The following is a 24,495-nucleotide window of genomic DNA, read 5'->3' on the forward strand; positions in this document are numbered from 1 at the left end:
GATGCAAATTCCTAGCAAGTTAAAACCTTATTATGAAAATATAGTTTTCGAGCAAGAAGACTCAAAGATGATTATAAATCTAGGACCGCAACACCCATCAGCACACGGGAATTTACGCCTTGTTTTAGAGCTTGATGGAGAGCAGGTTGTAAAGGCAAGGCCAACCATTGGTTATATGCATCGTGGTATGGAAAAAATGGCCGAAAATATGATTTATCAAGAATTTATCCCTACCACTGATAGGATGGACTATATCGCAGCTTCTGCAAATAATTATGCTTATTGTGCGGCCGTTGAAAAGCTTTGTGGCTTAGAAATTCCGCGTCGTGCACAAGTTATACGAATGATACTTTTAGAGCTAAACCGCATTGCATCGCATTTGCTTTGGCTTGCGACTCACGCGCTTGATATTGGGGCGATGAGTGTGTTTTTGTATTGTTTTAGAGAGCGCGAATATGTTTTGGATTTAATAGAAAAATATTGCGGTGCAAGACTCACGCATTCTTCGATGAGAATTGGCGGAGTAATGCTTGATTTGCCAGAAGGCTTTTTAAATGAGCTTTTGGCATTTTGCGATAAATTTCCTAAAGATGTGGCTGATTATGAAGCCTTACTCGATGATAATAGAATTTGGCGTTTAAGAACCGAAAATGTAGGTGTCGTAAGCAAAGAGCAAGCTTTAAATTGGGGTTGTACTGGCGTGATGTTAAGGGGCAGTGGTGTAAAATATGACATACGCAAAGAAGAGTCTTATTTACTCTATAACGAGATAGATTTTGGTGTACCTTATGCAATGCAAGGAGATTCTTATGCAAGATATAAAGTGTATATGCAAGAATTCCGCGAAAGTCTTAAAATACTTAGACAATGTGCCACGCTTTATAAAGATACCCCGCCTGAAATTTTAGCAAATCATCCCGAATATGTAAGTAGTTCAAAAGAGCAAATTTTAACGCAAAATTATTCTTTAATGCAGCATTTTGTTTTAATCACTCAAGGCTTAAAACCGCCTAAAGGTGAAGTTTATGTGCCAACTGAAAGTCCTAAAGGAGAGCTTGGCTTTTTTATCCATAGTGATGGCACGGGAAGACCTTATCGTTTAAAAGCTAGGACTCCAAGTTACTGGCATTGTGCTTTTTTTGAAGAAATGCTTGTGGGTACTTATTTGGCTGATGTTGTAGCCATTATGGGAAATGTAAATATTGTTTTAGGCGAGATTGACCGATGAGAAGAGTGGATTTAAGAAAGAGTAAAGAGCTTTTTGAAGATTTAGCACAAATCATTAAAGAAGCTAAAGTGGGAGAAGTTTTAGTGGTGCTTTTTGAAATCGGTGATTTTTCTCCAGTGGAAAAAAGTTTTTCTTTTGTTAAAGAGCAAGGTTGTGAGCTTTTAAATTCTTTGAAATTCAATCAAGTGGATTGGACTATAGTGATTAAAAAGGAAAGTGTATGAGTTATGAAAAGGCGCTTTGTTTTTTAGATATGCCAAGTCTTAAAAATAAGAAGTTATGTGAAAAAATTCAAGGTGAAAATATCAATATTTCCTGTCTTGAAGATAAAAATTTAAATGCGAAATTTTATAAGTGTGAAATTGCAAGTTTGAGTTTTGTTTTGGCTTTGCTTTGCAAGATGAGTGATGCAAAGAGTTTTAAAGATTTAGATGAAGGATATTTGAGCGCAGAATCTTGTTTTGGCGAAGAGGAAGCAAGCGAGGTTTTAAATTTTTTAAACAATGCGCAATATTTAATTGTTGATGAAAATATCCATTTTTATAAAGATAGTGAAAATATCAAATATTTTTTAAATTTTTTAAGTGATAAATTTAAACTTAAAATAATAGACACTAAAGAAATAGAATGTGATTTTAAAAATGCTAAATTAAATCCTTTAAAAGAGCTTGATAATTACGATGGTTTGGTGCTTTTTAGGGCTAATTTGCAAGATAAAAATTTGCATTGCTCTAAGCAATTTTTGCAAATTGCCAAATGCAAAGATAAAAGCGAAGTTGAGGTTTTAGCTAAAGATTTTAGTCTTAAAACCACGCTTTGTTTAGATGAAAATTTGCAAGGCACTATAGCTTTTTTAAATTATGAAAATAAGGGTTTTGATTTTACTCAAATTCGCATAAAGGAAGCAAAATGACAATTAAAATCAATGGTAAGACTTGCACCTTTGAAGAGGGCGAATATATCTTAAATATAGCTAGAAGAAATGATATTTTTATCCCTGCAATTTGCTATTTATCAGGTTGTAGTCCGACTTTGGCATGTCGTATGTGTATGGTGGAAGCTGATGGAAAAAAGGTTTATTCTTGCAATACTAAAGCAAAAGAAGGTATGGTTGTAGAAAGTGATTTGCAAAATCTTTGGGATGAAAGAAATGAAATCATGCAAGCTTATTGCATTAATCATCCTTTAGAGTGTGGAGTTTGCGATAAATCAGGAGAATGTGAGTTGCAAAATTTCACTCATAAAAGCCGTGTGAATATCCAAAAACATTGGATTAAAGATACACATAAACCGCACAAACATTGGGGAGTGATTAATTACGATCCCGCGCTTTGTATAGTATGCGAAAGGTGTATCACGGTTTGTAAAGATAAAATCGGCGAAAGTGCTTTAAAAACCGTGCCAAGAGGTGGCGATAGTGTGGATAGTGGTTTTAAGGACACTATGGGCAAAGATGCTTATGCGATTTGGACGAAATTTCAAAAAAGTTTGATTGGGCCTAGTAATGGTGAGATGCTTGATTGTTCCTTTTGCGGGGAATGTACCAGTGTATGTCCAACCGGAGCTTTGATAGGATCAAGGTTTCAATACACTTCAAATATTTGGGAACTCAAACGCATTCCAGCTTCAAATCCGCATTCTAGTGATTGTGAGCTTATGTATTATGATATCAAACAAAGTGGCATTAGCAATCAAACACCTAAAATTTATCGCGTAAGTAATGATTTTGCCTTTGCTACTTTAAATAGAGCTGCAAGATTTGCCTTTGATACGCAAAATGAAGCAAGTAAAGATAAAAAAGCTTTTAACAAGCTTGTCGCCCTTTTTGAAAACAATGAGATTAAAAATATTAAATTTAATAGCTTTATCACCAACGAAGAAGCTTTAATTTTACAAAATTTAAAGAAAAAATTTGATCTTAATTTAATCAACGAAGAAGCTTTAAAATTTAAAGAATTTTTAGATGAATTTATAAGCAATTGTGGCGAATTTTACAATGCGACAACAAAAGATATAACAAATAGTGATTTTTTAGTTGTTGCAGGAACACTTTTAAGATACGATGCGCCAACGCTTAGCTATAAAATCAATAATGCTTTAGTGATGAATAAAGGTGCGGGACTTTATTTTCATCCTTTAGAGGATGCTGGACTTGCAAAATATTCTAAAAATTTTATTTCACATACACATAAAAGCGGAGACGAAGAGCAAATTTTATACTTTTTACTTCAAAAATTCAGTACAGATGAAAGTATAAAAGAGAGTTTGGCTGAATTTTTTGTAAGTGAAAATAAAGAAATAGAAGAAAGTATCAATGAAGAAGTTATAGAACAAGTGATAGAAAAAGATGAAGAAGGCAATGAAATTTCAAAAGAAGTAAAAAAACTTGTGCCTAAAAAAGTGAAAAAAACCATAGAAGTGAAACGATCAGTTTTTGCTAGGAATTTAGGAGTTGATGAAGATAAATTAGAAGATTTATTGCTTAAAAAAGCTAATTTTACTTTTGTTGTGGGAAGTGATTTTTACTTCCACAAAAACGCTTTAAAGCTAGCCAAATTGCTCGCATTAGTTCAAAGCACAACGCCTTTTAAAGTTTTTTTAAATCCTACGCATACTAATACTTTGGGCGTTGCAATGATTTGTGATTTGGATGAAGGTATAAAAGACGGTAAAATTTTAGGTTATAACGAAAAAGGCGATTTTAGTTTTTCTTATGAAGAGTGCGCAAATTTGGCTAGTTCGAGTTTAAACCAACAAGAAGGCACTTTTTTAAATTACGATAAAAGAGTGGTGCCAACTAATGCGGCTTTAGAATTTGGCGGGTATTTTTTAAATGATTTGGCTAATGCTTTAGGATATGATGAAGAATACACCATAAATTACACCAAAAAACTTCCTGCAAACAAAGGTTTTTACGCTTTAGACTTTGATAGTTTGGAGAATTTTTATACCAATGGAGGCGAATGCAAAAGGGGTTATGAGCTTAATTTAGAATGCTTCAAGCAAGTCGCTAAAAAAGAATTTATTGCTCCAAATTTACAAAATTTGATTCTAAAAGATAATGAAATTTTGCTTTATAGTGCCAATCCTAGCTATCAATTCGGTAGATTTTCAAATCGTGCCAGTGCTATTAGTGAAGCGATTTTTTTAGGAGTGAGTGAGAATTTGGCAAAAGAAAAGAATTTACAAGATAAAGATTTGGTTAAGATTTCTATTAAAGACAAAACTTTGACTTTGAGCGTGCGTGTGGATAAAGATATAAAAAATGGAGCTTATTTGCCATATTTTGATGAAAAAATCGACACGCTAAACTTTTTTGATGAAAGATTTATTGTGGCAAATTTAGAAAAATTAGGAGCAAACAATGAGTGATTTTGCTTTTTTTGCTTTAGAAGTTTTGGTTAAATGTATTATAGTGATTGCACTTTTTGCAACTTTAGCGGGTTTTGCAACCTATGCAGAAAGAAAGGTTTTGGCGTATTTTCAAAGACGCATTGGACCTGATATGGTAGGACCTTTTGGGCTTATTCAACTTGTAGCGGATATGATAAAGCTTTTCACTAAAGAAGATATTATCCCTTCAAATTCACAAAAAATTATTTTTGCTATTGCTCCTTTAATCGCTGCAATTTGTGCTTTTGTGTCTTTAGCAGCTATTCCAATGCTTCCTGAATTTACTTTATTTGGACTTGTGATAAGACCGATTATTGCAGATATTAATGTGGCTTTGCTTTTTGTGATAGGCACTTCAGGGCTTTGTTTTTATGCGGTATTTTTAGGCGGTCTTGCGAGTAATAATAAATGGTCCATTATAGGAGCTGCAAGAGGACTTGTGGCCATTATTTCTTATGAAAGTGTAGGGGCTTTAGCTTTGATTGCTATTGTAATGCTTGTGGGATCTTTTTCTTTAGTGGATATTAATAATTATCAAAATAATGGATTTTTTTCTTGGCTCATTTTTAAACAACCTTTGGCTTTTGTGCTTTTTATTATTGCACTTTTTATTGAAACAAACAGAACCCCGCTTTGTTTAACAGAAAATGAGGCTGATATTGTCGCGGGTTATGGGACAGAATATTCAGGTCTTAGATGGGGTATGTTTTTCATAGGCGAATACACCTCTATGATAGCTGGAGCGATTTTAGTTACCCTTTTGTTTTTGGGCGGATTTAATGATTTTTATTTTATACCGGGTTGGATTATGATGATAGTAAAATCTAGCTTTATTTTCTTTTTGTATTTTTGGGCTAGGGCGGCTTTTCCGCAACTTAGACCTGATCAAGTGATGAAAATGTGTTATTTGATTTTAATTCCTTTAGCGGTTTTAAATCTCTTAATCACTGCTCTAGCGGTGCTTTTATAGGAGTTTTTGATGAAAAATTATTATTTGATTGATGAAAAAAGAAAAACGCCAACAAGTACTTGGCAGAAAATTTCACAAGCCTTCAAAAGAAGTGTAAAATTAGAGCTTTTTGTGGGGCTTGGCGTGGTAATGCGTGAAATGTTGAAAAGAAATAATAGCGCAACCATAAAATACCCATTTGAAAAAGTCAAGCTTGATAATCGCTACCGAGCTGTGCATCGTTTGATGCGTTTTATAGAAAGCGAAAATGAAAGATGTATAGGTTGTGGGCTTTGTGAGAAAATTTGTATCAGTAATTGTATAAGAATGGAAACTTCTTTAGATGAAAATGGCCGTAAAAAAGTGGGAAATTATAGTATAAATTTAGGGCGTTGTATTTATTGTGGTTTTTGTGCTGAGGTTTGTCCTGAGCTTGCTATAGTTCATGGTACAGAGTATGAAAATGCAGCCGAGCAAAGATCTTATTTTGGCTATAAGCAAGATTTTTTAACCCCTATTGATAAGCTTAAAAATCAAGTTGAATTTGAAGGTGCGGGCAGTCTTAGAAAAGATGCTGATTTATTTGTTAAAAAGACTCCAAATTATTATGAAATTTTGCAAGAAAGAGAGAAAAATTTATGCACGGATGAAGAATGTACATTGCCAAATTCAAATTCGCAAGGGGAAAACAAATGATAGAACAATTAGCTTTTTACTTTTTTGCGTTTTTGGTTATAGTGTTTTTTAGTATCAGTATTATCAGTAAAAATGTGCTTTATGCCTTAAGTTCTTTGGCTGCTGCTATGGTGCTTTTATCGAGTTTTTATTTTTTGCTTGATGCGGAATTTTTGGGTGTAATACAAATCATCGTTTATGGAGGAGCGGTTTTGGGGCTTTATAGCTTTGCAATGATGTTTTTTGATTTTTCTAAAAATATCAAAGAAAAATTAAAAGCCAAGAAAACTTTTGTAATTTTATCCTTAGCACTAGCTTTGGTGTTTGCATTTATTGCTGGAGGGATGGGTGTATCAGAGCAAATGAATTTAAGTTCATTGCAGCAAGATATCAGCAAAAATTTGGCGGCTTTGATTTTTTCTAAATACCTTTTGGCATTTGAATTTATCGCTGTTTTGTTATTGATTGCCTTGGTATGTGCTATTGTGCTTACTCATAAAGAACTTGGGAAGGAAGAATAATGGAAAAGTATTTTGTTCTTGCATTTATTTTATTTATCATAGGACTTATAGGAATTTTGAAAAGACAAAATTTAATTATGCTTTTTATTTCTAGTGAAATTTTACTCAATGCTGCAAATTTAGCTTTGATTGCTACATCAAAAATGCATGAAAATTTAGATGGACAAGTGTTTGCCCTTTTTATTATGGGTATAGCAGCTTGTGAGATCGCAGTGGGTGTAGCCTTATGTGTGCTTTGGTATAGAAAAACAGGTTCTTTAGAATTTAAGAGTTTAAAAGAGAGGGGAAATTAAAATGCAAAATTTAGCTTTACTTTCTCTTTTTATGCCTTTGCTCGCTTCTTTATTTGCGAGTCTTTTTGCTTTTAGGACGAAAAATATTTTAGTGGGCTATGTTTGTTCTATTTTAGTTGGTGTGAGTATGGTTGCGTCTTTGATTTTGTTGCATAAAAATCAAGAACTCAGCTTAGAGCTTAGCCAATGGATAGGACTTGTGGGTATTTCATTTAGCTTTAAAATTGATGTTATTTCGCTTACCATGATGAGTGTTGTTGGCATTGTGGCAACTTGTGTGCATTTTTATAGTATTTTTTATATGGCGCACGATAAGGGTTTTAATAAATTCTTTGCCTATTTAGGACTTTTTGTATTTTCTATGCTTTTTTTAGTCATGAGTGATAATTTCTTAGGACTTTTTGTGGGCTGGGAAGGCGTAGGGCTTTGTTCTTGGTTGCTTATTGGTTTTTGGTATAAAAATGATAATTATTCTTTTGCAGCAAATGAAGCTTTTATAATGAATAGAATCGCAGACTTAGGTATGCTTTTAGGAATTTTTTGGCTTTATATACAAGCAGGGACTTTAAAATACGATGAGGTTTTTGCTATGGTTCAAAGCTTAGATCATAACGCTTTGATTTTAATCGCAACTTGTTTATTTATCGGTGCTATGGGAAAATCAGCACAGTTTCCTTTTCATACTTGGCTTGCTGATGCTATGGCGGGTCCAACGCCAGTTTCGGCATTAATCCATGCTGCAACTATGGTGACTGCAGGGGTTTATTTGGTTATTCGTGCTGGAGAAATTTATGCTTTGGTGAGCGAGGTTTCTTATTTTATCGCTTTACTTGGAGCTTTTGTAGCTATTTTTGCGGCTTCTATGGCTTTGGTGGCTAGGGATTTAAAACGTATTATTGCCTATTCTACTTTATCACAACTTGGCTATATGTTTGTAGCTGCAGGGCTTGGTGCTTATGGTATAGCTTTGTTTCACTTAGCCACTCACGCCTTTTTTAAATCTTTGCTTTTCTTGGGTGCTGGAAATGTAATGCATGCTATGAATGATAATTTAGATATCAAAAAAATGGGTGGGCTTTTCAAGCCTTTAAAAATTACAGCTATTTTTATGACTATAGGTTCTTTGGCTTTGGCTGGAATTTATCCTTTTGCTGGATTTTTCTCAAAAGATTTAATTTTAGGATATTCTTTCATTTCTTTTCATCATGGTATTTTTTTGGTGCTTTTAATCGCAGCTTTCTTAACTGCTTTTTATAGTTTTAGACTTTTAATGTTGGTGTTTTTTACTCCTGCAAGACATGATTTACATCCGCATGAAGCAAGTAAAATAGCGCTTTTGGCTATGAGTCCTTTGGTGATTTTAGCTGTGATTGCGGGATTTTTTGAGCATAGTTTTTTCAATTATCTTAGTGTTAAATTAGAAGTGATTGATGCGCAAAACACAATCGTTATAATTTGCGCAAGCACAGCAGCGATTTTGGGTGTGATTTTGGCTATTATTGCTTATCATTTTAATTGGTTTAAGCCAAGTATAGAGGAAAATTTCATTTACAAACTTTTGGAAAACGATTATTATATTCCTAGGTTTTATGAGAAATTTTTCATTAAATTTTACGAGCTTTTGTGTTTGATTTTAAAAAAATGCGATATTTACATACTGGATACCTTGGTTAATAAAATAGCAGGTGGCATTTTAGCTTCTTCAAAATTTATAAGCTTAAATGCCAGTCTTTCTTTGATGCTTAGAGCTTTGATTTTTGGTTTTGTGATTTTATCAATTTTGTTGTGGGTGATGTAAGATGTTGAATGTATTGATTTTTTTGCCTTTATTTGTGGCTTTTATTTTATTGGGACTTAAAAATAAAAACACTATTAAATTTTTAAGTCTTATAGCTAGTGCTGTGATTTTGCTTTTAAATTTAGCTTTATTTTTAAAATACACAAAAGGATATGCCTTTGAATATCAACTTCAAAGTGCTACAAATTATTTATTAAACTATCATATCGGTGTTGATTCTATTGCACTTATTTTAATGTTACTTTGTTCTTTAATGGTATTTTTGTCCTTTTTGTGTTTAAAAATAAGACACAAGGGAATTTTTGTAAGTTTATTTGTTTTAGAATTTGCTATTATGGGGCTTTTTAGCGCTTTAGATGCCTTGCTTTTTTATGTGTTTTGGGAGTTTTCTTTATTGCCATTAATTTATATTATAGGTTTGCATTCTAAAGATTACAAAGCAGGGGTTAAATTCTTTCTTTATGCCTTTGCGGGTTCTATTTTAATGCTTGTAGCTATGATTTATTTGGCTTTTTTAAATCATCAAGTGTTAAATATTTGGACTTTTGATCTTATTGTTTGGCAAGAGCATATTTCTGCACCTGAATTTGGTGTGCAAATTTGGTTATTTTTAGCATTTTTTGTCGCTTTTGCGATTAAAAGCCCTTTATTTCCTTTCCATACTTGGGCGCCAAAGGTTTATGCGTATTCTCCAACCACTGCTTCTGTAATGCTTGTAGCATTTAAAATGGCTCCTTTTGGTTTTTTGCGTTTTTGTTTGCCACTTTTCCCTGATGCGAGTGTTTTTTTAATGCCTTTCATCTTTGCTTTATGTGTGGTAAGTATTTTATATACAGCATTTATTGCTTATAGAGCTGATGATTTAAAAGAACTGATTGCTTATAGTTCTATTTCGCATATTGGTGTGATGTTGCTAGGGATTTTTTCTTTAAATGTTTTTGGACTCACAGGAGCGATTTTTTATATGTTTGCACATGGTCTTGTAACAGGTGCGCTTTTTATTATGGCTTCGATTTTAAGATCAAGATATGGAACTTTAAAAATTTCTTATCATAAAGCTTTGGCTTCCAAAGGTGCTTTATTTGCAGCCTTATTTGCCATAGTGCTTTTTGCAAGTATTTCTTTGCCTTTAACCATTTCTTTTGTTGGAGAATTTTTAGTGCTTTTAGGTGTGGCTAAAATTAATTTTATTTATGCACTTTTGGCGGGACTTGTCATTATTTTAGGTGCAATTTATATGCTAAGTGTTTTTAGAAAAATGTTTTTTATGGGCGAAGAAAGCCATGTAAGTCGTTTTACATTAAAAACAAGAGAAATTATAGGGCTTAGTATTGTGGTTATACTAATTTTTTATTTAGGAATTTCTCCTTCTGTTTTCTTAAATCCTATTGAAGCAAATGTAAATGAGCTTTTAAACATAATGCAGCTTAAGGCAACAGATCAAGCCAGTATCGAATTTTTATCAGATTTAAAGGATATGAGCCATGCTAAATAATATCGATTTCCAAATTTTGAATATTCCTTTGGCTTTTCCCGTTTTAGTTTTGGTTATGGGAGCTATTATTTTACTTTTATGCTCGGCTTTTAAAAACCTTCACCGCAGTTTTTATGTGGCTTTTAGTCTGATTTTTTTGGTATTTAGTTTTGCTTTAATGTATTTTGAAGATTTTAGTACTAATTCTTATGCCTTTTTTGAAACTTTACAAACGGATAGTTTGGCTTTAGGAGCACAAAAAATCATTTTGATTTTTTCAGCTTTTTATGTTTTAATGGATGTAAAACAAAAGCAGGGTGAATTTTATGCTTTATTATTGTTTATAGCAGCTTCTTTGATGCTTATGGTTTCAAGCTCAAATTTGATTTTGATCTTTATAGGACTTGAAAGTTCTTCTTTAGCGCTTTATACTTTAATTGCAATGCGAGGCACAAGAAATGCTATTTCTAGTGCTATAAAGTATTTTAGCGTTGCAGCGGTAGGATCTGGATTTTTTGTTTTAGCTTGTGCTTTAATTTATATGAAAACAGGCTCTTTAGCCATTAATAAAGCTATGCAAAATTCAAATGATGTATTAACGATAGGCGCATTTGCTATGATGCTAGTAATTGCTGGAGTTAAGCTTTCTTTAATGCCGTTTCATTTTTGGCTTAAAGATGTTTATTATGCTTCAAATGCAAATTTAGTGGCTTTTATTTCCGTTGTTCCAAAGATTGCTATGGTTGCTTTTGTGTGTCGTCTTTTTGCTTTTGTACCACAAGCAAATTTCATTTATGTGGTGATGATTTTTGCATCTTTTTCTATGCTGATTTCAAGCATAGTGGCTTTAAGTCAAAATGATGTGAAAAAAATGCTCGCTTATAGTTCCATTTCGCATTCTTCTTTTGCTTTAATGGCTTTGATTCCAATATTATCAGATTATGAATTTTTCTCTTCATCTTTGGATAGCGTGATGGCTTATTGGACTTTATTTGCTTTTGCAAATTATGGCACTTTTCTATTATTAAGCCTTACAAAGTCAAGTTCTTACGATGCTTTAGCGGCTTTATTTAAATTTAAACCCGTTTTAGCACTTTTATTAGGAATTTTTGTTTTAAGTTTGGCAGGAATTCCGCCTTTTGGTGTATTTTGGGGTAAGGTAATGATTATGCTAAGAAGCATTGAGGCTGGTTATTGGTATTTAGCTCTTATTATGGCTTTAAGTTCAGCATTGATTGTGTTTGCTTATTTTAAAATTATCATCTATGCTTTTTTCAAAAAGAATCTTGGCTTTGAGGGTGTTGAAAAACTGCAAATGTCTCAGATTTTGGTTTTAACTTTATCTTTAATTGCCAGTTTATTTTATGTGTTAATCTTGTAAAATATTGTATAATCTCACAATGAGAGTTTTAATTTTAATTTGTATAAGTTTTATATATCTTTTTGGCTTTGATTTGGTATTAAATACAGGTAGAGAAAATAACTCTACCTTTGCTATTTTGCATTTAAAAAATGATAAAGAATTTAGTTGCAAAGAGCTTGTTGTTGATGGAAAATCTCATTTCCAGTGCGATATTTTAGGAAATATTGAGCGAGAATTTCAAAATCAAAAATTTGATTATTTTGACTTGGAATTTAAAAAGCAAAATGACAATTTGCAAATTTTGATTTATCCAAAAATTGAAGCAAAAATGTATATTTTAGATCCGGAGCTTTATGCAAAAACAGATGTTAAAAATACTAAAAATATCAATACATCAAAGAATTTCACCTTTGTTTTTTCAGAAAAAATTGATTTTGTTGATGAACGCGATGGTTTAAATTTTGATATTAAATTTCCACATGAGATTTTACCTTCAATTGGAGCTTTAGATTTGGAATCAAATCCCGTTGTTATTCCACAAAGTGCAGATATTAATACTTATGTGCGTATAAAAAATGAATATGAAAAAGGTAATTATTCGCAAGTAATTAGCGACGCACAAAATGCTATCAATCGTTACAGTGGCAGTATTTTTATGAGTGAATTTATACTTTATAAATTAAGGGCACAAAATAAACTTTATACCTATAATGATGAAGATAAAGATCAAGCAGTCTTGGAAGCTATGCTCGAAGAGAGCAAAAATTGGATGCGCACTTTTACGAGTGATAAAAATTTTCCCGAAATTCTATATTTAAGTATGAGAGCTTATATGGGTCTTAGTCAAAAAAATAATGTTGATTATGTGATTGGCATCTTAAAAAATGAGCATGCGGGAAATTATTTTTCAGAGCTTGCACTTTTAGATTATGCAGAATATCTTTATCATTTAGGTAAAAAAGAAGAGGGAATGCTTTTAAATGAGCAAATTTATTATCAAAGTCAAAATAAAGATTTAGCCAGTCGTGCAGGAGCTTTTTTAGCTAAGTATTACATAGAAAAAAAAGATTATTCTAAGGCTATATCATTTATAAATTTGATTTTTGAAGCTAATCCTGCTTATTTTGTTCAAGATAAAAATAGAGCTTTGGATTTAGCAGAGCTTTTAAGTATGCATAAACTTTATAATCTTAGCTCAGCAATTTACGAAAAGGTTTTTCTTGATTTAAAAACCATAGATCCAGAATATGAAAAAACCTTGAAAAATTTGGCACTTGATCTAAGTCAAACTGCAAGGCATCAAGATGCTAAAAAATATCTCGATCTTTATGTGGAAGAATTTATGGATGGAGAATTTATTACAGAAATCAAAGAAGCTTCAGATCGTATATTTTTTGATACAGCAGATAATAATTCGACTTTACTGCATGAGCGTTATACGCAATTAAGAGAGCAATACAATAATGAAATTTCTCAAAGAGCTTTAAGTGAAGATGTGAAATTGTATTTTAACGAAGGAAATTATTCTAAGGTTTTAGAATTTAAAGATTTAATTGATCAAAGTCAAAATCCAGATGATAAAGGCTATCTTAGTAAAGCCGCTATTAATAGTCTAAATGCAGAACTTTCAAAAGATGAGTGTATTAAAGCTACAGATCTTTATTTGCGTTTCGAAAGTTATGGGATCATTCAAGGCATTGATGGCAAAAAACATATGCTTGAATGTTTGCTTAGAACTTCAAAAATAGACAAGGCTAAAGAATATATCGAAAAAAATTATAATGAAGATAGTATTTATTATGGTTTGCAAAAGGCAAATTTATTGCTTGATGATAAAAAATATCAGCAAGTTTTGGATTTAAGCACTCAAATTTTAAATTCGCGAATTTTAAAAAGCGATGAGGAAAAATTTAAGGCTTTAAAGTTGAAATTTTTAGCGTATTTAAGAATGGATGATTATAATAATGCGATTAAATCTTTAATGCGTTTAGAAAAATTTCCTATGAATTATGAAATGGTTGAGCTTTATAATGAATTTGTGACATATTGTAAGGATAGAAATTTGCAAACAAGTATTTTAACTTATGCCACAAAGGCGATTGATTATCAAAACTTAAAAGGTGTAAATTTATTCAGCCCACAATTAGAATTTACCTATCTCGATGCTTTATATAAAGCCCAAAGGTATGATGAAGCTTTGTTGGTTTTAAAGGATTTGATTAAAATTAAAAATTTAAATGCGGATGAAAAGGCAAGAATTTTTTATACCCAAGCATTGGTTTATGAGAAATTAGCAAATTTAAATGCACAAAAACAAAGCTTGCAACAGTGTTTGGATTTAAATTCAACTTCAAATTGGAAAAATCTTTGCCAAGATAAAAATCAATTATTAATTGATAAAAATTTATAATTTCTAATATTTCTTATTTTTATAAAATTAAAATTAAATTGTAAGGGTTTTTAGCTTTTAGAAGTTAAAGAGTGGTGACCCATACGAGACTCGAACTCGTGTTACCGCCGTGAAAGGGCGATGTCCTAACCGCTAGACGAATGGGCCAATTTTTAAAATGAAATTGAATTATACAGCTAGTAAGCTTATAAACTACTTAAATATACTTTTATTTTATTTTGTTATAATTTTTCCTTTTTTTATAAGGAAATCAATGGATATTTTAAGTTTAATTTTTCTCGCTTGTGCTTTAGCTATGGATGCTTTTGCGGTATCTTTGTGCAAGGGTTTTAGTGTAAAAAAATTACAAATTAGGCATTATTTAATCGTAAGTTGTTATTTTGGTGGCTTTCAAGCTTTAATGCCACTCATAGGATATTTTATAGGAATTTCTTTTAGTGATTTTGTAAAATTTATAGATCATTGGATAGCTTTTATCTTGCTTGGTTTAATTGGCGCTAAAATGATAAAAGAAGCCTTAGAAGATGAAAGTTGCGATGCAAACTCAAATCAATTTGGCGCTAAAATAATGCTTGGCTTAGCAATAGCAACTAGCATTGACGCATTAGCGATTGGCGTGAGTTTTGCTTTTTTGAAAGTGAATTTAATTTTAGCTCTTTTGCTGATAGGATTTATTACCTTTATGTTTTGCTTGCTTGCCTTAAAAATAGGTAATACCTTTGGGATTTATCTTAAAAGCAAGGCTGAATTTTTTGGCGGTGCGGTATTAATTTTATTAGGATTTAAAATTTTAATCCAGCATTTATTTTTTGAAGGTTAAAACTATCTTTAAGATAGTTTTAAATATCTATTTCAATTCCTATGGGTGCGTGATCTGAACCAAAAATATCATCTCTTATAAAAGCATTTTTAAGTTTATCTTTTAAGCCTTTTGAAATGAAAAAATAATCAATCCTCCAGCCTACATTTCTTTCTCTTGCTTTCATCCTATAGCTCCACCACGAGTATTTTTCTTTGATTTCGCCGTTAATTTCTCTAAAAGTATCGATAAATCCAAGCTTTAACAAATCATCAATCCAAGCCCTTTCAATAGGCAAAAAGCCTGAAGTATTAGCATTTGCTTTTGGATGAGTAAGATCGATTTCTTTGTGAGCTGTATTTACATCGCCACAGATTATTATCTCAAAACCATCTTTTAAAAGCTTGTCTAAATACACCAAAAAATCCGCATAAAATTTCATCTTAAAATTCAAGCGTTCTTCATCTTTTTGTCCATTTGGAAAATAAATATTAAAAAGGGCGATATTTTTAAAGCGATGCTCTAAAACTCTGCCCTCTTCGTCATCAAAAAATTCACATTTTTTCACTTCACTATCAAAATTACAAAGACTCATCACGCCAGAATATCCCGCCCTTTTAGCAGAATTTGAATACATATGCTTAAAAGGATATTCATAAATTTTTTTAGGAAATTTATCTTCGTGTGCTTTGATTTCTTGAAAGCCTATAAAATCAATTTCTTCATTTGCTATCCAATCAAGGGCATTTTTATCACAAATCGCTCTTAAGCCATTGACATTCCATGAAAGTAATTTCATTTTTTATCCTTTACAATTTTCAAAAGTAAAATAATAGCACAATTAATAAAAATTATTACTAACTATTAATTTTTTCTTTTTAAACTTCTTTTTTCATTTTGATGTTTATTTTGATAAAGGAAATCTATGCCCCAACTTAAAATTTCATGGTTCAAATTTACGCTTTTAAATTCTATTTTAATCACGCTTTTAAATTTTAATTTACATTTATTTGTTTATGAAAAATTACAAAATCTATGGCTAACTTTAGTTTTTGTTGTAGCTTACTTTGGTTTGGTGCATGCAATTTTATCGGTTGTTTTTGTAAAATATTTAACTAAGTTTTTTTCTATTTTTTTTATTGTAGCATCTTGTGTTAGTATTTATTTTATCACTTTTTATGGGGTTTTGATTGATTCTGATATGATACAAAATGTTGTCCAAACTGATACAAAGGAAGTTTTGGATTTAATTAATTGGCGTGTGGTTGTTTTAAGTTTCGTAGTGCTTGTATTTTGCATTTTGATTTCAAGAATTCGCATTGAAAACCCTAGCTTGGGGGGGGGGGATTATAAAAATAATGCGAACTAGAATTTTAAGTATATTGCTAGGACTTTTTGTTTTTTTAATCGCATTTTTGCCTTTAAGCAAGACTTTTATGCCTTTTTTTAGAAATTATAGTGAAATAAGAATGTATAATGTGCCTTTTTATCAAATTTATGCAGTATATCGTTATTATGTGCGTTTTTTAAAACCAAAGCCTGAATTTAAAATCATAGCAAAAGATGCTTTTAAAGAAGACAATAGCACCAAAAAACTTTTGGTTTTAGTGGTAGGTGAAACCGCAAGGGCTGCAAATTATTCTCTTAATGGATACGCTAAAAATGATACGAATTTTTATACTAAAAAAGAAGGCGTTGTGTTTTTTAATGATTTTTCATCGTGTGGGACTGCTACGGCGGTAAGCTTGCCTTGTATGTTTTCTTTTTCTAAACGCCAAAATTACTCAAGTGCTGAATTTAGTGAAAATGCTATGGATATTTTGCAAAAAGTAGGCGTAAATACCGCGTGGATAGATAATAATTCTGGTGGTTGTAAAGGGGTCTGCGAAAGACTTTTGGATAAAAAACAACTTTCGAGTGATTATGATGAGAATTTATTGCCACATTTAAAAGAAAGATTGGCTAATTTAAGTACTCAAAATATCATCGTTTTGCACTTGCAAGGCTCTCATGGACCAACATATTATAAACGCTATCCTGATGCTTTTAAGAAATTTACACCCACATGTGATACAAATGAGCTTTCAAAATGCGATAATGAAGCTTTGATTAATACCTATGATAATACTTTGCTTTATACGGATTTTATACTAAGCGAGATTATCAAGCTTTTAAAAGAAAAAAGCGATTATCAAAGTTCTTTGATTTATCTTTCAGATCATGGAGAAAGTTTGGGAGAAAATGGCATATATTTGCACGGAATGCCTTATACTATAGCACCAAAAACACAAACACATATTCCTGCGATTTTTTGGAGCAATGATGAAAATTTAATGGATTTAGCACAAAAACACAAAAACTTAAAACTTTCACAGGATAATCTTTTTAGCACATTTTTGGGATATTTTGATGTAAATTCAAGTGTTTATGAGGTAAATTATGATCTTTTAAATCAAGCTTTAAAGGCAAATCAATGAAACCAAAATATTCTTTATTTAAAAATTCAAGCTATGCTTTAAGTGGTATTAAATTTTTACTCAAAGATGAAAAATCTTTTAGACTAGAAGTTGCAATCACCTTGCCTTTGATAATTTTTTCATTATTTTTGCCACTAAGTTTTGCAGAGCATTTTATTTTAATTTCTGTTTTAGTATTGATTTTCATAGTAGAAGCTTTAAATTCTGCCATTGAAGCTTGCGTGGATTTATATACCGATGATTTTCATATTTTAGCTAAAAAAGCTAAAGATTGTGGTAGTGCAGCGGTATTTTTTAGTGTGTGTTTGGCAGTATGTACTTGGCTTGTGGTGCTTTTTAAGGTATTTTTCTTATGAACGAAAAAATACTTTGCCTTTGCAAAGAAATTCTAGGCAAAAAACGCTTTGAATTGTTACAATTTTTATGTGAAAATGCTGATGAAAATGGCTTTATTTTCATAAAAATAAGTGAGTTAGAAGAAAAATTAAACCAAAGCAAGCCTACCATTATCGCTACTTTTAAATTCTTAGAAGAAAAAAAGCTTTTCAAACGTCTTAAAAATGGACTTTATCAGTTAAAATTTAAAATTGATTAAAACTTTTGAGAATCAATTGAAATAAAAAAAGCTTGAAATTTGCTCGATAATTTTATTTTCCAAAGCATCTTGGCAGCGTTTTAAATTGCTAAGATAAGCTGTTCTTGCTACAAGACTGGTTTTTTGTGTTTGTGTTTTGCTTTCTATTTTTATATTCACTTGCATGATGAAATAGTTTTCAACATACATTTCATAATTATTATATATGGTGTCAAATCCACTAAAGAAAAAATCAGCACTGGCTGAACTCATTCTTTGTGCAAAAGAAAATTTTCTAAAATCAACTAAATTGATATACGCGTTATAATCCGCATTATCATCAACCACTCTAAATCCTAATTCTTGGAATTTTTTCTTAAGGCGATATTCTAAGGTTGTGTTATAATTTGAAGGATTTTTAAAATGAAAAGCTATGCTTTGATTTTTCTCACTTTTGATAAAAATTCCTTCATTATTGGTCTGTACAAAAGCTTGCATATTGGCACTCATACAAGCTGTAAAAAAGAGTGCAATACAACAAAGTAAGATTTTATTCATCATCTTTTATAATGGTTGGCACTTGCATTAAGCCTAGGGCTTGATATTTATTATTTAGCTTGATGACTTCAAGCAACTCATTTTCACTAACGCTTGGATAATCTTTAATATTTGGATCGAAATATTTATTTAAAATAGCAATTTTTTCTTCATCATTTTTTGCACCCTTAATTTCCTTATAAATCAAAGCCGCTTTTTCAAAAGCACTTTTATCATGCACTGGAGTTAAGATAAGATGGACTTGATAATCTTTTAAGGTTTGTTTGATACTTTTTAGGTGTTTGCGACAATAAGGGCATTCAGGATCTGAAAATACATACATTGAGGGTTTAGTTTTGTCTCCTAGACTTATAAGCATTGTTTCTTTTTTAACTTCATTTTTTGCATTTTTTTCAAAATTGTCTTTTATTTGTTTGATTTTTTCCATTTCAAAGGCTTGTCGGTAAGAAATTTCATTTTTAAGATCTAAAATATCAGGAACTATAACAGAATCTTTTGTAAAAGTAATGATTTGCTCTTTAAAATTTTCACTTTGAATATCTAAAATAACACTTTCGAAATTATCAACAGGAATTTTCTCTCTTTTTATAACAGAAATTTTTACATCAGGTATTTGTGAAGAATAAACTTTAGTATAAAAATCAATAATTTCTTGGTTGCTAGCACCAAAAAGTAAAACATTAGATATTAATAAAGCAAGAGTAATTTTTTTCATTATTTTCCTTAAAAATTTTTATTTTTTTTAATTTTATTATATTTGATTAAATATTGTCTTTTAAATAGCGTTTTTCATTTATTTTTGTTACTTTTTCATTTTTGTCTAAATATTCTAAATAAGCTATGGCGTATTTTCTTGAAAAATTAAAATACTCTTTCATTTTTTGCACATCAAGACTTTCATTTTTTAAAAGCTCAAAGCATTCTTCCATAAGCTTATTTAGTGCATTTTTCTCTACAAAAAGATTATGTGTTAATCTTACGATGAGATTTTGCTTTGTCAGTTTTTTTAACATTTCATCTCCGCTTTTTCTATCAAGCTCTAAAAAATCATATAAATTATAAGGTGCTTCAGCTTTTATACCTTGTTTTTTAAGCATTTCATAAAGCTTGTTATTGTTTTTTTCTTTTAATTTTTCAAAATCAATTCCTTTTTTAAAATACACTCCATTTTTGAAATCAAGTAAATTTGTCATATTTTTAAGTCCAAATTCGCAAAATTCCACACTAGCCCAAGAAAGCCTTAAGGCCAAAGAAATAGCTGAAAGCATGGCATAAGGATTTTTTTCAAGTATAAAAGAAACAAATTTCTTAAATTCGTCTAAAATGGATAAATTATAAACATTAAGATTTTTTTCATCTATAAAAACTTCGTTTAATTCTTTGGCTAAATTTAATGCTTCTTCATGGCCTAATTTAAATCTTTGATAACTTGAAAGCAAACCAAAGCCGTATTTATGGGTATTGGTTAAAAACTCGAAAGCCTTTTTTAGATCTTTATTTTTTAAAAACATTAAAAACTTATTTTTTTGCTCTCTTTTTAAGGGCTCGCTCATAGGATTTAAAACCCTTCCACCGCCTATAACGCGGTTGTTTTGAAGTAAAACAAATTTTTCATCAAAGCATAAAAAAAGATTTTTTTCAAAATCAAGATGCGCGAAAAATTCATCATTTTCTAATTCTTTTAAAATATTAACCTTGCATTCTATACTTTTTGTTCCTACACAAAAAAGCATTTTTGCATTTTTTAAATTCTTAGCTTTAATTAAAACATCACATTCTTTAAAACCTTTAAAAAATCCTTTTTTACTTAATAAAAAACCCTTTTTTAGCTCTTTATAATCACAATTTAAACTTAAAGCTACGCGGTTAAAGGCTGAAATTTCATTAAAATTATTTTCATGATTTTGTATATTTTTGATGATGAGTTCTTTTTGATTATCAAGGCAAATGATTTTTTCATTTAAGGCAATTTTTCCTTCATTTAAGCTTCCTGTAATAACAGTTCCTATGCCTTTTAAGGAAAAAACCCTATCGATATAATAACGAAAAACAAGTTTTTCATCCGTATTTTTACATTCTAAATTTAAAAGATAGTTTTTTAATTTTTTAATACTTGCTTCATCTTTAATGGAAGTATAAAAAATTTCTTTTGGCACAAAATTCAGCGCGTTTAAAATTTTTTGCCCTTGTTCTTTTAAATTCTCACATAAATCACATTTACTAAATACTAAAATAATATCTTTTATTCCTAAAATTTCAAGCACTTCTAAATGCTCTATGCTTTGTTCTTTTAGACCTTCATTAATATCAACTACAAATAAACAAGCACTAAAGCCAAATGCCCCACTTATCATTGTTTTAACCAAATCTTTGTGTCCGGGCACATCGATAAAAGAAAGGTGCTTTTCTTTGCAAATTAAATTTGAAAAACTTAAATTTATAGTGATTTGTCTTTCTTTTTCCTCTTTTAAGCTATCGCCCTCAAAGCCATTTAATGCTTTAATTAAAGAAGTTTTTCCATGATCAATATGCCCCGCAGTGCCAATTAAAAGTGAATTCATAAATTTTCCATAGTATTGATAATTTTAATTAGCTTTGATAAGTCTTTTTCCAAAATTGTCCTAAAATCTAATACAAAAGCTTCATTTTCTATGCGTCCTATGATATTTTTTGTCCTGAATTTCTCTTGCAAATTTAAAGCATTGCCCTTAAAGGCTAAAACAAAAGTATCCAAGGTTTTATCGGGCATTGATCCTCCGCCGACTAAGCTTTTACTTGTTCTTAACTCGCTTTGAAATTTAAGCTCATTTTGCACTTTTAAAGCTTTTTCTTTTATATGTTCTAAATTATCGTTTAAAAGTTTTAAAGTTATGATTTTTTCATAATCTTTTTCAAGATAAGCCTTAAGACTCTCATTTAAAAAAGCAAGAGTAATTTTATCTACTCTTAACATTCTTAAAAGTTGATTTTCTTTGATTTTATCAATAAGTTCTTTTTTGCCCAGTATGATTCCAGCTTGCACGCTACCAAAAAGCTTATCCCCGCTAAAACTTAAAATATCACAATGCTTAATTAAATCTTTAATTTTAGGCTCATTTTTAACTAATTTTGCATTTAAATTCTCACACCATCCAGAACCTAAATCATAATAACTCAAAAGCCCTTTTTCTCTAGCCAAAATCCCCAAATCTTTTATGCTAACTTCGCTACAAAAACCAATTAAGGCAAAATTTGATTTATGAGTTTTTAAAAGCATTTTAGTGTTTTCATTTATGGCTTTTTCATAATCTTTTAGGTGTGTTTTATTGCTAGTGCCCACTTCTAAAAGCTTTACCCCAGCAGCTTTAATCACTTCACTTACACGAAAACTTCCACCAATTTCTACAAGTTCGCCCCTTGAAGTGATGAGTTCTTTATCAAAGCAAAGTGAATTTAGCACCAAAAAAACTGCGGCAGCATTGTTATTTACTATCAAAGCATCTTCACACTCAAAAAGCATTTTAAGCTTTTCGAGCACTAATGCATAGCGACTTCCTCTTTTGCCATTTTCTAAATTAAATTCGATATTAGCGTAATTGCAAAGCACTTCTTTAGAGCTTTCAAAAATGCTTTCATCAATAACGCTTCGCCCCAAATTTGTATGGATAACAACGCCACTAGCATTAATCACGCTTTGTAAGTCTTTGTGCAAATGTTTTTTGATTTCTTTTTTGATTTCTTCTAAGATATTTGCTTTATCAAGGGCTTTTTCATCTAAATTTGCTTTGAGTTTTGCAACAACGCTTTTGCAAAAGTGAGCTTTTAAATAAAAAGGATATTCTTTTAAACTTTCATCGTCAATTAAAGCCCCAATTTGTGGAAAAGTTCTGAATTTGTTCATCTTAAACCTTAAGAAAATAAGGACAATTCTAGCATAATTTTCATACAATGCAAAGTTACAATTTGCTATGATTTTTCAAAAACGAAGGATAAAAATGCAAGATTTTATTTATATTAAAAACGAAGTTCTTATACCTCTTAGCGATGAGATTAAAATTTTGGAAAAAAGCATTGATGATGAGGTTTTAATTTCTAATGATAAAAGCCAAAAAGCTATCATTTATGCTCCAGAAATTAATTTTTATCTCAAAAACTCACAAGATGAAATTTTAGAAAAAAGTAAAAATGTATTAAAACTTTACGAAGCTAGGGCAAGTGTTTATGATTTGGGGCTTGATTTAGAGCAGGATAAAGAAGTGAAAAATCGCATTATTTTAGTGGATTCTAGTAAAGATAAGGCTGATTTTCTAAAAAAGCAAGGCTTTAAAGTCATCAGTTTAAAAAATGAAGAAATTTTGGCTGTTTTTGGAAGTATAGGTGAGCTTTGCGCGGTGATTTTAAATGAGAACGAAGAAGTAGAAATTGATTTTGATATTTTACTTTTTAACACTGATTTAAATGCAATTCGTAAAGATTTTACAAGACAAAGTGGTTGCTATAATATAAAAAATTTTAAAGATAATGAAGCTTTGCTTGAATTTTTACAAAGCAAAAGCCCACAATATAAATTTAAAACTTATATTACTTATGATTCTAGCGTATGTCAATACCATGAAAGACGTAGTGAGCATTGTGCAAAATGTGCCGAGATTTGCCCAACAACAGCAATTTTAAAAGATGATGAAAATAAACATTTGGAATTTTCTCAAGTGGATTGCTTGGGTTGTGGAGGTTGCATTAGCGTGTGTCCTAGTGGTTCGCTTGATTATGCGCCTATGCCAAGACAAAGTTTTTTTGAGCTTTGTAAATTTTATAAAGAGGGTAAAATTTTAATCATACCTAAAAAAATGCCTTTAGAAAATTTAAATATCAATTTACCAAAAAGCGTTTTGCCTTTTATGATAGAAGGGGAAAAATGGCTATCTCATATGCATTTTTTAACTCTTTTGCAAAGCAGTGGTGCAAATTTGATTTTTTACACCGATTTCATTTCGCGTGGAAGTAGCGAGGCAATAGAGCTTTTGAATACCTTTTTTGAAAGAAAATTTAACAAAAAAGCCATTTTTGTAGCAAAAGATGAAAAAGAATTACAAGAGGCTTTAGAAAAGCAAGAATTCATAGAAAGCTTAAGTTTTGAATTCCACAATAACACTCTAAGCACTAGGGAAAATTTTGCTAAAAGGATGCAAAATTTGATTAAAAATGATGATTTTGGCACAAAAGAAAGCGGAGAATGGCTAAGATATGGACAAATACAAATCAATGCAAACACTTGCACGCTTTGTCTTTCTTGCGTGGGAGCTTGTAATGTGGGTGCGTTGATTGCTGATGCTAAAGAAAATGCTTTAAAATTTAATGCTTCGCTTTGCACGACTTGTGGGTATTGCGAAGTAAGTTGTGCCGAAAAAGACACTTTAAAACTTACGCGTAGTGGAATGGAATTTAATCCGAATTATTTTGAGTATAAAACCATGGCAAAAGATGATCTTTTTGCTTGTATAGAATGTGGAAAAGAATTCGCTACAAAAAAGGCGGTAGAAAAAATCGCAAATTTGATGAAAGCTAAGTTTGCCAATGATGAAAGTAAGTTAAAAACACTTTATTGCTGTGCAGATTGTAAGGCAAAAGTGATGATAGAAGCAATGAAAAATAGGTAATTTTGTTATAAAAAATGGTTTATATATAGGATGAAAGGATAAAAATGAGTGAAACTTATGAAATTTATATGCCTAATGGTGTTATATTAGATGTAGAAAAAAACGAATAAAATTTTATTAAGTGATGGGGGAGCTAAGGTAGGCAAATACACCCAAGAATATTCTAAAGCTTTGTTTGAAGCACACAATATCAAACAAAACTCTCCCTACAAAGACTATCAACCTAGATATCTAGATCCTAACTTTTATACAGGACAAGCTTCTACTTTACTTGAATTTAAAGATTGGCAAAGTATTTATTTAAAAGATCCTATTAAAGGAAGCATAGCTCCTTGGACTAAAGCAGA

General features: G+C 30.8%; 21 protein-coding genes, 1 tRNA gene and 2 pseudogenes. 18 read left to right on the plus strand and 6 right to left on the minus strand.

Annotated features, from left to right (window positions below; translation table 11 throughout):
* The first annotated feature begins 1 nt into the window (after nt 1).
* Genes nuoD through ELQ16_RS04400 form a run of 12 tightly spaced genes read left to right on the plus strand, consistent with a single transcriptional unit; the run spans nt 2 to nt 14,104 of the window.
* Nucleotides 2–1,228: an NADH dehydrogenase (quinone) subunit D gene (gene nuoD, locus ELQ16_RS04345; RefSeq protein WP_134238340.1), complete on the plus strand. Its 1,227-nt coding sequence runs from the start codon at nt 2–4 to the stop codon at nt 1,226–1,228.
* Nucleotides 1,225–1,452 carry an NADH-ubiquinone oxidoreductase subunit E family protein gene (locus tag ELQ16_RS04350; protein ID WP_087724194.1) on the plus strand — a complete coding sequence of 76 codons (228 nt, stop codon included), beginning with the start codon at nt 1,225–1,227 and terminating at the stop codon, nt 1,450–1,452. Before nuoD ends, ELQ16_RS04350 begins: the two co-directional genes overlap by 4 nt.
* The gene (locus ELQ16_RS04355; RefSeq protein ID WP_134238341.1) at nt 1,449–2,141 is read left to right on the plus strand and encodes a hypothetical protein; all 693 of its coding nucleotides are present in this window, start codon (nt 1,449–1,451) and stop codon (nt 2,139–2,141) included. The genes ELQ16_RS04350 and ELQ16_RS04355 overlap by 4 nt, the downstream gene beginning before the upstream one ends.
* Nucleotides 2,138–4,600: an NADH-quinone oxidoreductase subunit G gene (locus ELQ16_RS04360; RefSeq protein WP_134238342.1), complete on the plus strand. Its 2,463-nt coding sequence runs from the start codon at nt 2,138–2,140 to the stop codon at nt 4,598–4,600. Before ELQ16_RS04355 ends, ELQ16_RS04360 begins: the two co-directional genes overlap by 4 nt.
* The gene (gene nuoH, locus ELQ16_RS04365) at nt 4,593–5,591 is read left to right on the plus strand and encodes an NADH-quinone oxidoreductase subunit NuoH (RefSeq protein ID WP_134238343.1); all 999 of its coding nucleotides are present in this window, start codon (nt 4,593–4,595) and stop codon (nt 5,589–5,591) included. The genes ELQ16_RS04360 and nuoH overlap by 8 nt, the downstream gene beginning before the upstream one ends.
* A gap of 9 nt (nt 5,592–5,600) precedes the next feature.
* On the plus strand, nt 5,601–6,266 hold the full coding sequence (gene nuoI / locus ELQ16_RS04370) for an NADH-quinone oxidoreductase subunit NuoI (protein WP_134238344.1): 666 nt from the start codon (nt 5,601–5,603) through the stop codon (nt 6,264–6,266).
* The gene (locus tag ELQ16_RS04375) at nt 6,263–6,766 is read left to right on the plus strand and encodes an NADH-quinone oxidoreductase subunit J (RefSeq protein ID WP_134238345.1); all 504 of its coding nucleotides are present in this window, start codon (nt 6,263–6,265) and stop codon (nt 6,764–6,766) included. The genes nuoI and ELQ16_RS04375 overlap by 4 nt, the downstream gene beginning before the upstream one ends.
* Nucleotides 6,763–7,059: an NADH-quinone oxidoreductase subunit NuoK gene (nuoK, locus tag ELQ16_RS04380; RefSeq protein ID WP_134238346.1), complete on the plus strand. Its 297-nt coding sequence runs from the start codon at nt 6,763–6,765 to the stop codon at nt 7,057–7,059. The genes ELQ16_RS04375 and nuoK overlap by 4 nt, the downstream gene beginning before the upstream one ends.
* Nucleotide 7,060: 1 nt before the next feature.
* On the plus strand, nt 7,061–8,857 hold the full coding sequence (nuoL, locus tag ELQ16_RS04385; RefSeq protein ID WP_134238347.1) for an NADH-quinone oxidoreductase subunit L: 1,797 nt from the start codon (nt 7,061–7,063) through the stop codon (nt 8,855–8,857).
* Between the two features lies 1 nt (nt 8,858).
* Nucleotides 8,859–10,352 (plus strand): NuoM family protein, encoded by a 1,494-nt coding sequence (locus ELQ16_RS04390; protein ID WP_134238348.1) that lies wholly within the window; start codon nt 8,859–8,861, stop codon nt 10,350–10,352.
* On the plus strand, nt 10,342–11,712 hold the full coding sequence (locus ELQ16_RS04395) for an NADH-quinone oxidoreductase subunit N (RefSeq protein ID WP_134238349.1): 1,371 nt from the start codon (nt 10,342–10,344) through the stop codon (nt 11,710–11,712). Before ELQ16_RS04390 ends, ELQ16_RS04395 begins: the two co-directional genes overlap by 11 nt.
* A 19-nt stretch (nt 11,713–11,731) precedes the next feature.
* Entirely contained in the window at nt 11,732–14,104 is a 2,373-nt protein-coding gene (locus ELQ16_RS04400; protein ID WP_134238350.1) for a flagellar protein, read from the plus strand.
* Between the two features lie 72 nt (nt 14,105–14,176).
* On the opposite strand, the gene ELQ16_RS04405 is transcribed toward ELQ16_RS04400, so the two are convergent.
* Nucleotides 14,177–14,251: transfer RNA gene (locus tag ELQ16_RS04405), tRNA-Glu, on the minus strand.
* Nucleotides 14,252–14,357: 106 nt separating this feature from the next.
* On the opposite strand from ELQ16_RS04405, the gene ELQ16_RS04410 reads away from it, so the two are divergent.
* Nucleotides 14,358–14,924: a manganese efflux pump MntP family protein gene (locus ELQ16_RS04410; protein ID WP_134238351.1), complete on the plus strand. Its 567-nt coding sequence runs from the start codon at nt 14,358–14,360 to the stop codon at nt 14,922–14,924.
* Nucleotides 14,925–14,943: 19 nt separating this feature from the next.
* Here ELQ16_RS04410 and ELQ16_RS04415 read toward each other — a convergent pair whose 3' ends face one another.
* Nucleotides 14,944–15,702, minus strand: coding sequence for an exodeoxyribonuclease III (locus tag ELQ16_RS04415; RefSeq protein WP_134238352.1), 759 nt, complete (start codon nt 15,700–15,702; stop codon nt 14,944–14,946).
* A gap of 126 nt (nt 15,703–15,828) precedes the next feature.
* Between ELQ16_RS04415 and ELQ16_RS04420 the strand changes: the two are divergent.
* The 3 genes and pseudogenes from ELQ16_RS04420 (at nt 15,829) to ELQ16_RS04430 (ending at nt 17,975) form a co-directional block, all read left to right on the plus strand.
* Nucleotides 15,829–17,380, plus strand: a pseudogene (locus ELQ16_RS04420) (phosphoethanolamine transferase).
* Nucleotides 17,377–17,736, plus strand: a complete 360-nt coding sequence (locus ELQ16_RS04425; RefSeq protein ID WP_134238353.1) for a diacylglycerol kinase — start codon at nt 17,377–17,379, stop codon at nt 17,734–17,736. The pseudogene ELQ16_RS04420 and the gene ELQ16_RS04425 overlap by 4 nt, the downstream one beginning before the upstream one ends.
* The gene (locus ELQ16_RS04430) at nt 17,733–17,975 is read left to right on the plus strand and encodes a replication/maintenance protein RepL (RefSeq protein WP_134238354.1); all 243 of its coding nucleotides are present in this window, start codon (nt 17,733–17,735) and stop codon (nt 17,973–17,975) included. The genes ELQ16_RS04425 and ELQ16_RS04430 overlap by 4 nt, the downstream gene beginning before the upstream one ends.
* A 12-nt stretch (nt 17,976–17,987) precedes the next feature.
* Here the strand turns inward: ELQ16_RS04430 and ELQ16_RS04435 are convergent, their stop codons facing one another.
* The 4 genes from ELQ16_RS04435 to selA are packed head-to-tail and all read right to left on the minus strand — an operon-like array spanning nt 17,988 to nt 22,392.
* A complete protein-coding gene (locus ELQ16_RS04435) occupies nt 17,988–18,512 on the minus strand; it encodes a hypothetical protein (protein ID WP_134238355.1) in 525 nt (174 codons plus the stop codon).
* Entirely contained in the window at nt 18,505–19,227 is a 723-nt protein-coding gene (locus tag ELQ16_RS04440) for a thioredoxin fold domain-containing protein (protein WP_134238356.1), read from the minus strand. Before ELQ16_RS04440 ends, ELQ16_RS04435 begins: the two co-directional genes overlap by 8 nt.
* 46 nt (nt 19,228–19,273) lie before the next feature.
* A complete protein-coding gene (gene selB / locus ELQ16_RS04445; RefSeq protein WP_134238357.1) occupies nt 19,274–21,073 on the minus strand; it encodes a selenocysteine-specific translation elongation factor in 1,800 nt (599 codons plus the stop codon).
* Nucleotides 21,070–22,392, minus strand: a complete 1,323-nt coding sequence (gene selA / locus ELQ16_RS04450; protein WP_134238358.1) for an L-seryl-tRNA(Sec) selenium transferase — start codon at nt 22,390–22,392, stop codon at nt 21,070–21,072. Before selA ends, selB begins: the two co-directional genes overlap by 4 nt.
* Nucleotides 22,393–22,486: 94 nt before the next feature.
* Here selA and ELQ16_RS04455 point away from each other — a divergent pair, with 94 nt between their 5' ends.
* A complete protein-coding gene (locus ELQ16_RS04455) occupies nt 22,487–24,148 on the plus strand; it encodes a 4Fe-4S dicluster domain-containing protein (protein ID WP_134238359.1) in 1,662 nt (553 codons plus the stop codon).
* Nucleotides 24,149–24,192: 44 nt separating this feature from the next.
* A pseudogene (locus ELQ16_RS10265) lies at nt 24,193–24,495 on the plus strand (hypothetical protein); the annotation flags it as partial.

The sequence above is a fragment of the Campylobacter sp. US33a genome (assembly GCF_004378855.1).
In the GTDB taxonomy this organism is placed as follows: Bacteria; Campylobacterota; Campylobacteria; order Campylobacterales; family Campylobacteraceae; genus Campylobacter_D.

What these genes read in the sequence shown, in the direction of transcription:
- ELQ16_RS04375 (WP_134238345.1), top strand. Translation starts at nt 6,263, where the DNA reads ATGATAGAACAATTAGCTTTTTACTTTTTTGCGTTTTTGGTTATAGTG.
- ELQ16_RS04390 (WP_134238348.1), top strand. Translation starts at nt 8,859, where the DNA reads ATGTTGAATGTATTGATTTTTTTGCCTTTATTTGTGGCTTTTATTTTA.
- selA (WP_134238358.1), bottom strand. Translation starts at nt 22,392, where the DNA reads ATGAACAAATTCAGAACTTTTCCACAAATTGGGGCTTTAATTGACGAT.
- ELQ16_RS04355 (WP_134238341.1), top strand. Translation starts at nt 1,449, where the DNA reads ATGAGTTATGAAAAGGCGCTTTGTTTTTTAGATATGCCAAGTCTTAAA.
- nuoI (WP_134238344.1), top strand. Translation starts at nt 5,601, where the DNA reads ATGAAAAATTATTATTTGATTGATGAAAAAAGAAAAACGCCAACAAGT.
- ELQ16_RS04425 (WP_134238353.1), top strand. Translation starts at nt 17,377, where the DNA reads ATGAAACCAAAATATTCTTTATTTAAAAATTCAAGCTATGCTTTAAGT.
- ELQ16_RS04430 (WP_134238354.1), top strand. Translation starts at nt 17,733, where the DNA reads ATGAACGAAAAAATACTTTGCCTTTGCAAAGAAATTCTAGGCAAAAAA.
- ELQ16_RS04435 (WP_134238355.1), bottom strand. Translation starts at nt 18,512, where the DNA reads ATGAATAAAATCTTACTTTGTTGTATTGCACTCTTTTTTACAGCTTGT.
- ELQ16_RS04400 (WP_134238350.1), top strand. Translation starts at nt 11,732, where the DNA reads ATGAGAGTTTTAATTTTAATTTGTATAAGTTTTATATATCTTTTTGGC.
- ELQ16_RS04455 (WP_134238359.1), top strand. Translation starts at nt 22,487, where the DNA reads ATGCAAGATTTTATTTATATTAAAAACGAAGTTCTTATACCTCTTAGC.
- ELQ16_RS04415 (WP_134238352.1), bottom strand. Translation starts at nt 15,702, where the DNA reads ATGAAATTACTTTCATGGAATGTCAATGGCTTAAGAGCGATTTGTGAT.
- ELQ16_RS04360 (WP_134238342.1), top strand. Translation starts at nt 2,138, where the DNA reads ATGACAATTAAAATCAATGGTAAGACTTGCACCTTTGAAGAGGGCGAA.
- ELQ16_RS04410 (WP_134238351.1), top strand. Translation starts at nt 14,358, where the DNA reads ATGGATATTTTAAGTTTAATTTTTCTCGCTTGTGCTTTAGCTATGGAT.
- ELQ16_RS04350 (WP_087724194.1), top strand. Translation starts at nt 1,225, where the DNA reads ATGAGAAGAGTGGATTTAAGAAAGAGTAAAGAGCTTTTTGAAGATTTA.
- ELQ16_RS04440 (WP_134238356.1), bottom strand. Translation starts at nt 19,227, where the DNA reads ATGAAAAAAATTACTCTTGCTTTATTAATATCTAATGTTTTACTTTTT.
- nuoH (WP_134238343.1), top strand. Translation starts at nt 4,593, where the DNA reads ATGAGTGATTTTGCTTTTTTTGCTTTAGAAGTTTTGGTTAAATGTATT.
- nuoL (WP_134238347.1), top strand. Translation starts at nt 7,061, where the DNA reads ATGCAAAATTTAGCTTTACTTTCTCTTTTTATGCCTTTGCTCGCTTCT.
- selB (WP_134238357.1), bottom strand. Translation starts at nt 21,073, where the DNA reads ATGAATTCACTTTTAATTGGCACTGCGGGGCATATTGATCATGGAAAA.
- nuoD (WP_134238340.1), top strand. Translation starts at nt 2, where the DNA reads ATGCAAATTCCTAGCAAGTTAAAACCTTATTATGAAAATATAGTTTTC.
- ELQ16_RS04395 (WP_134238349.1), top strand. Translation starts at nt 10,342, where the DNA reads ATGCTAAATAATATCGATTTCCAAATTTTGAATATTCCTTTGGCTTTT.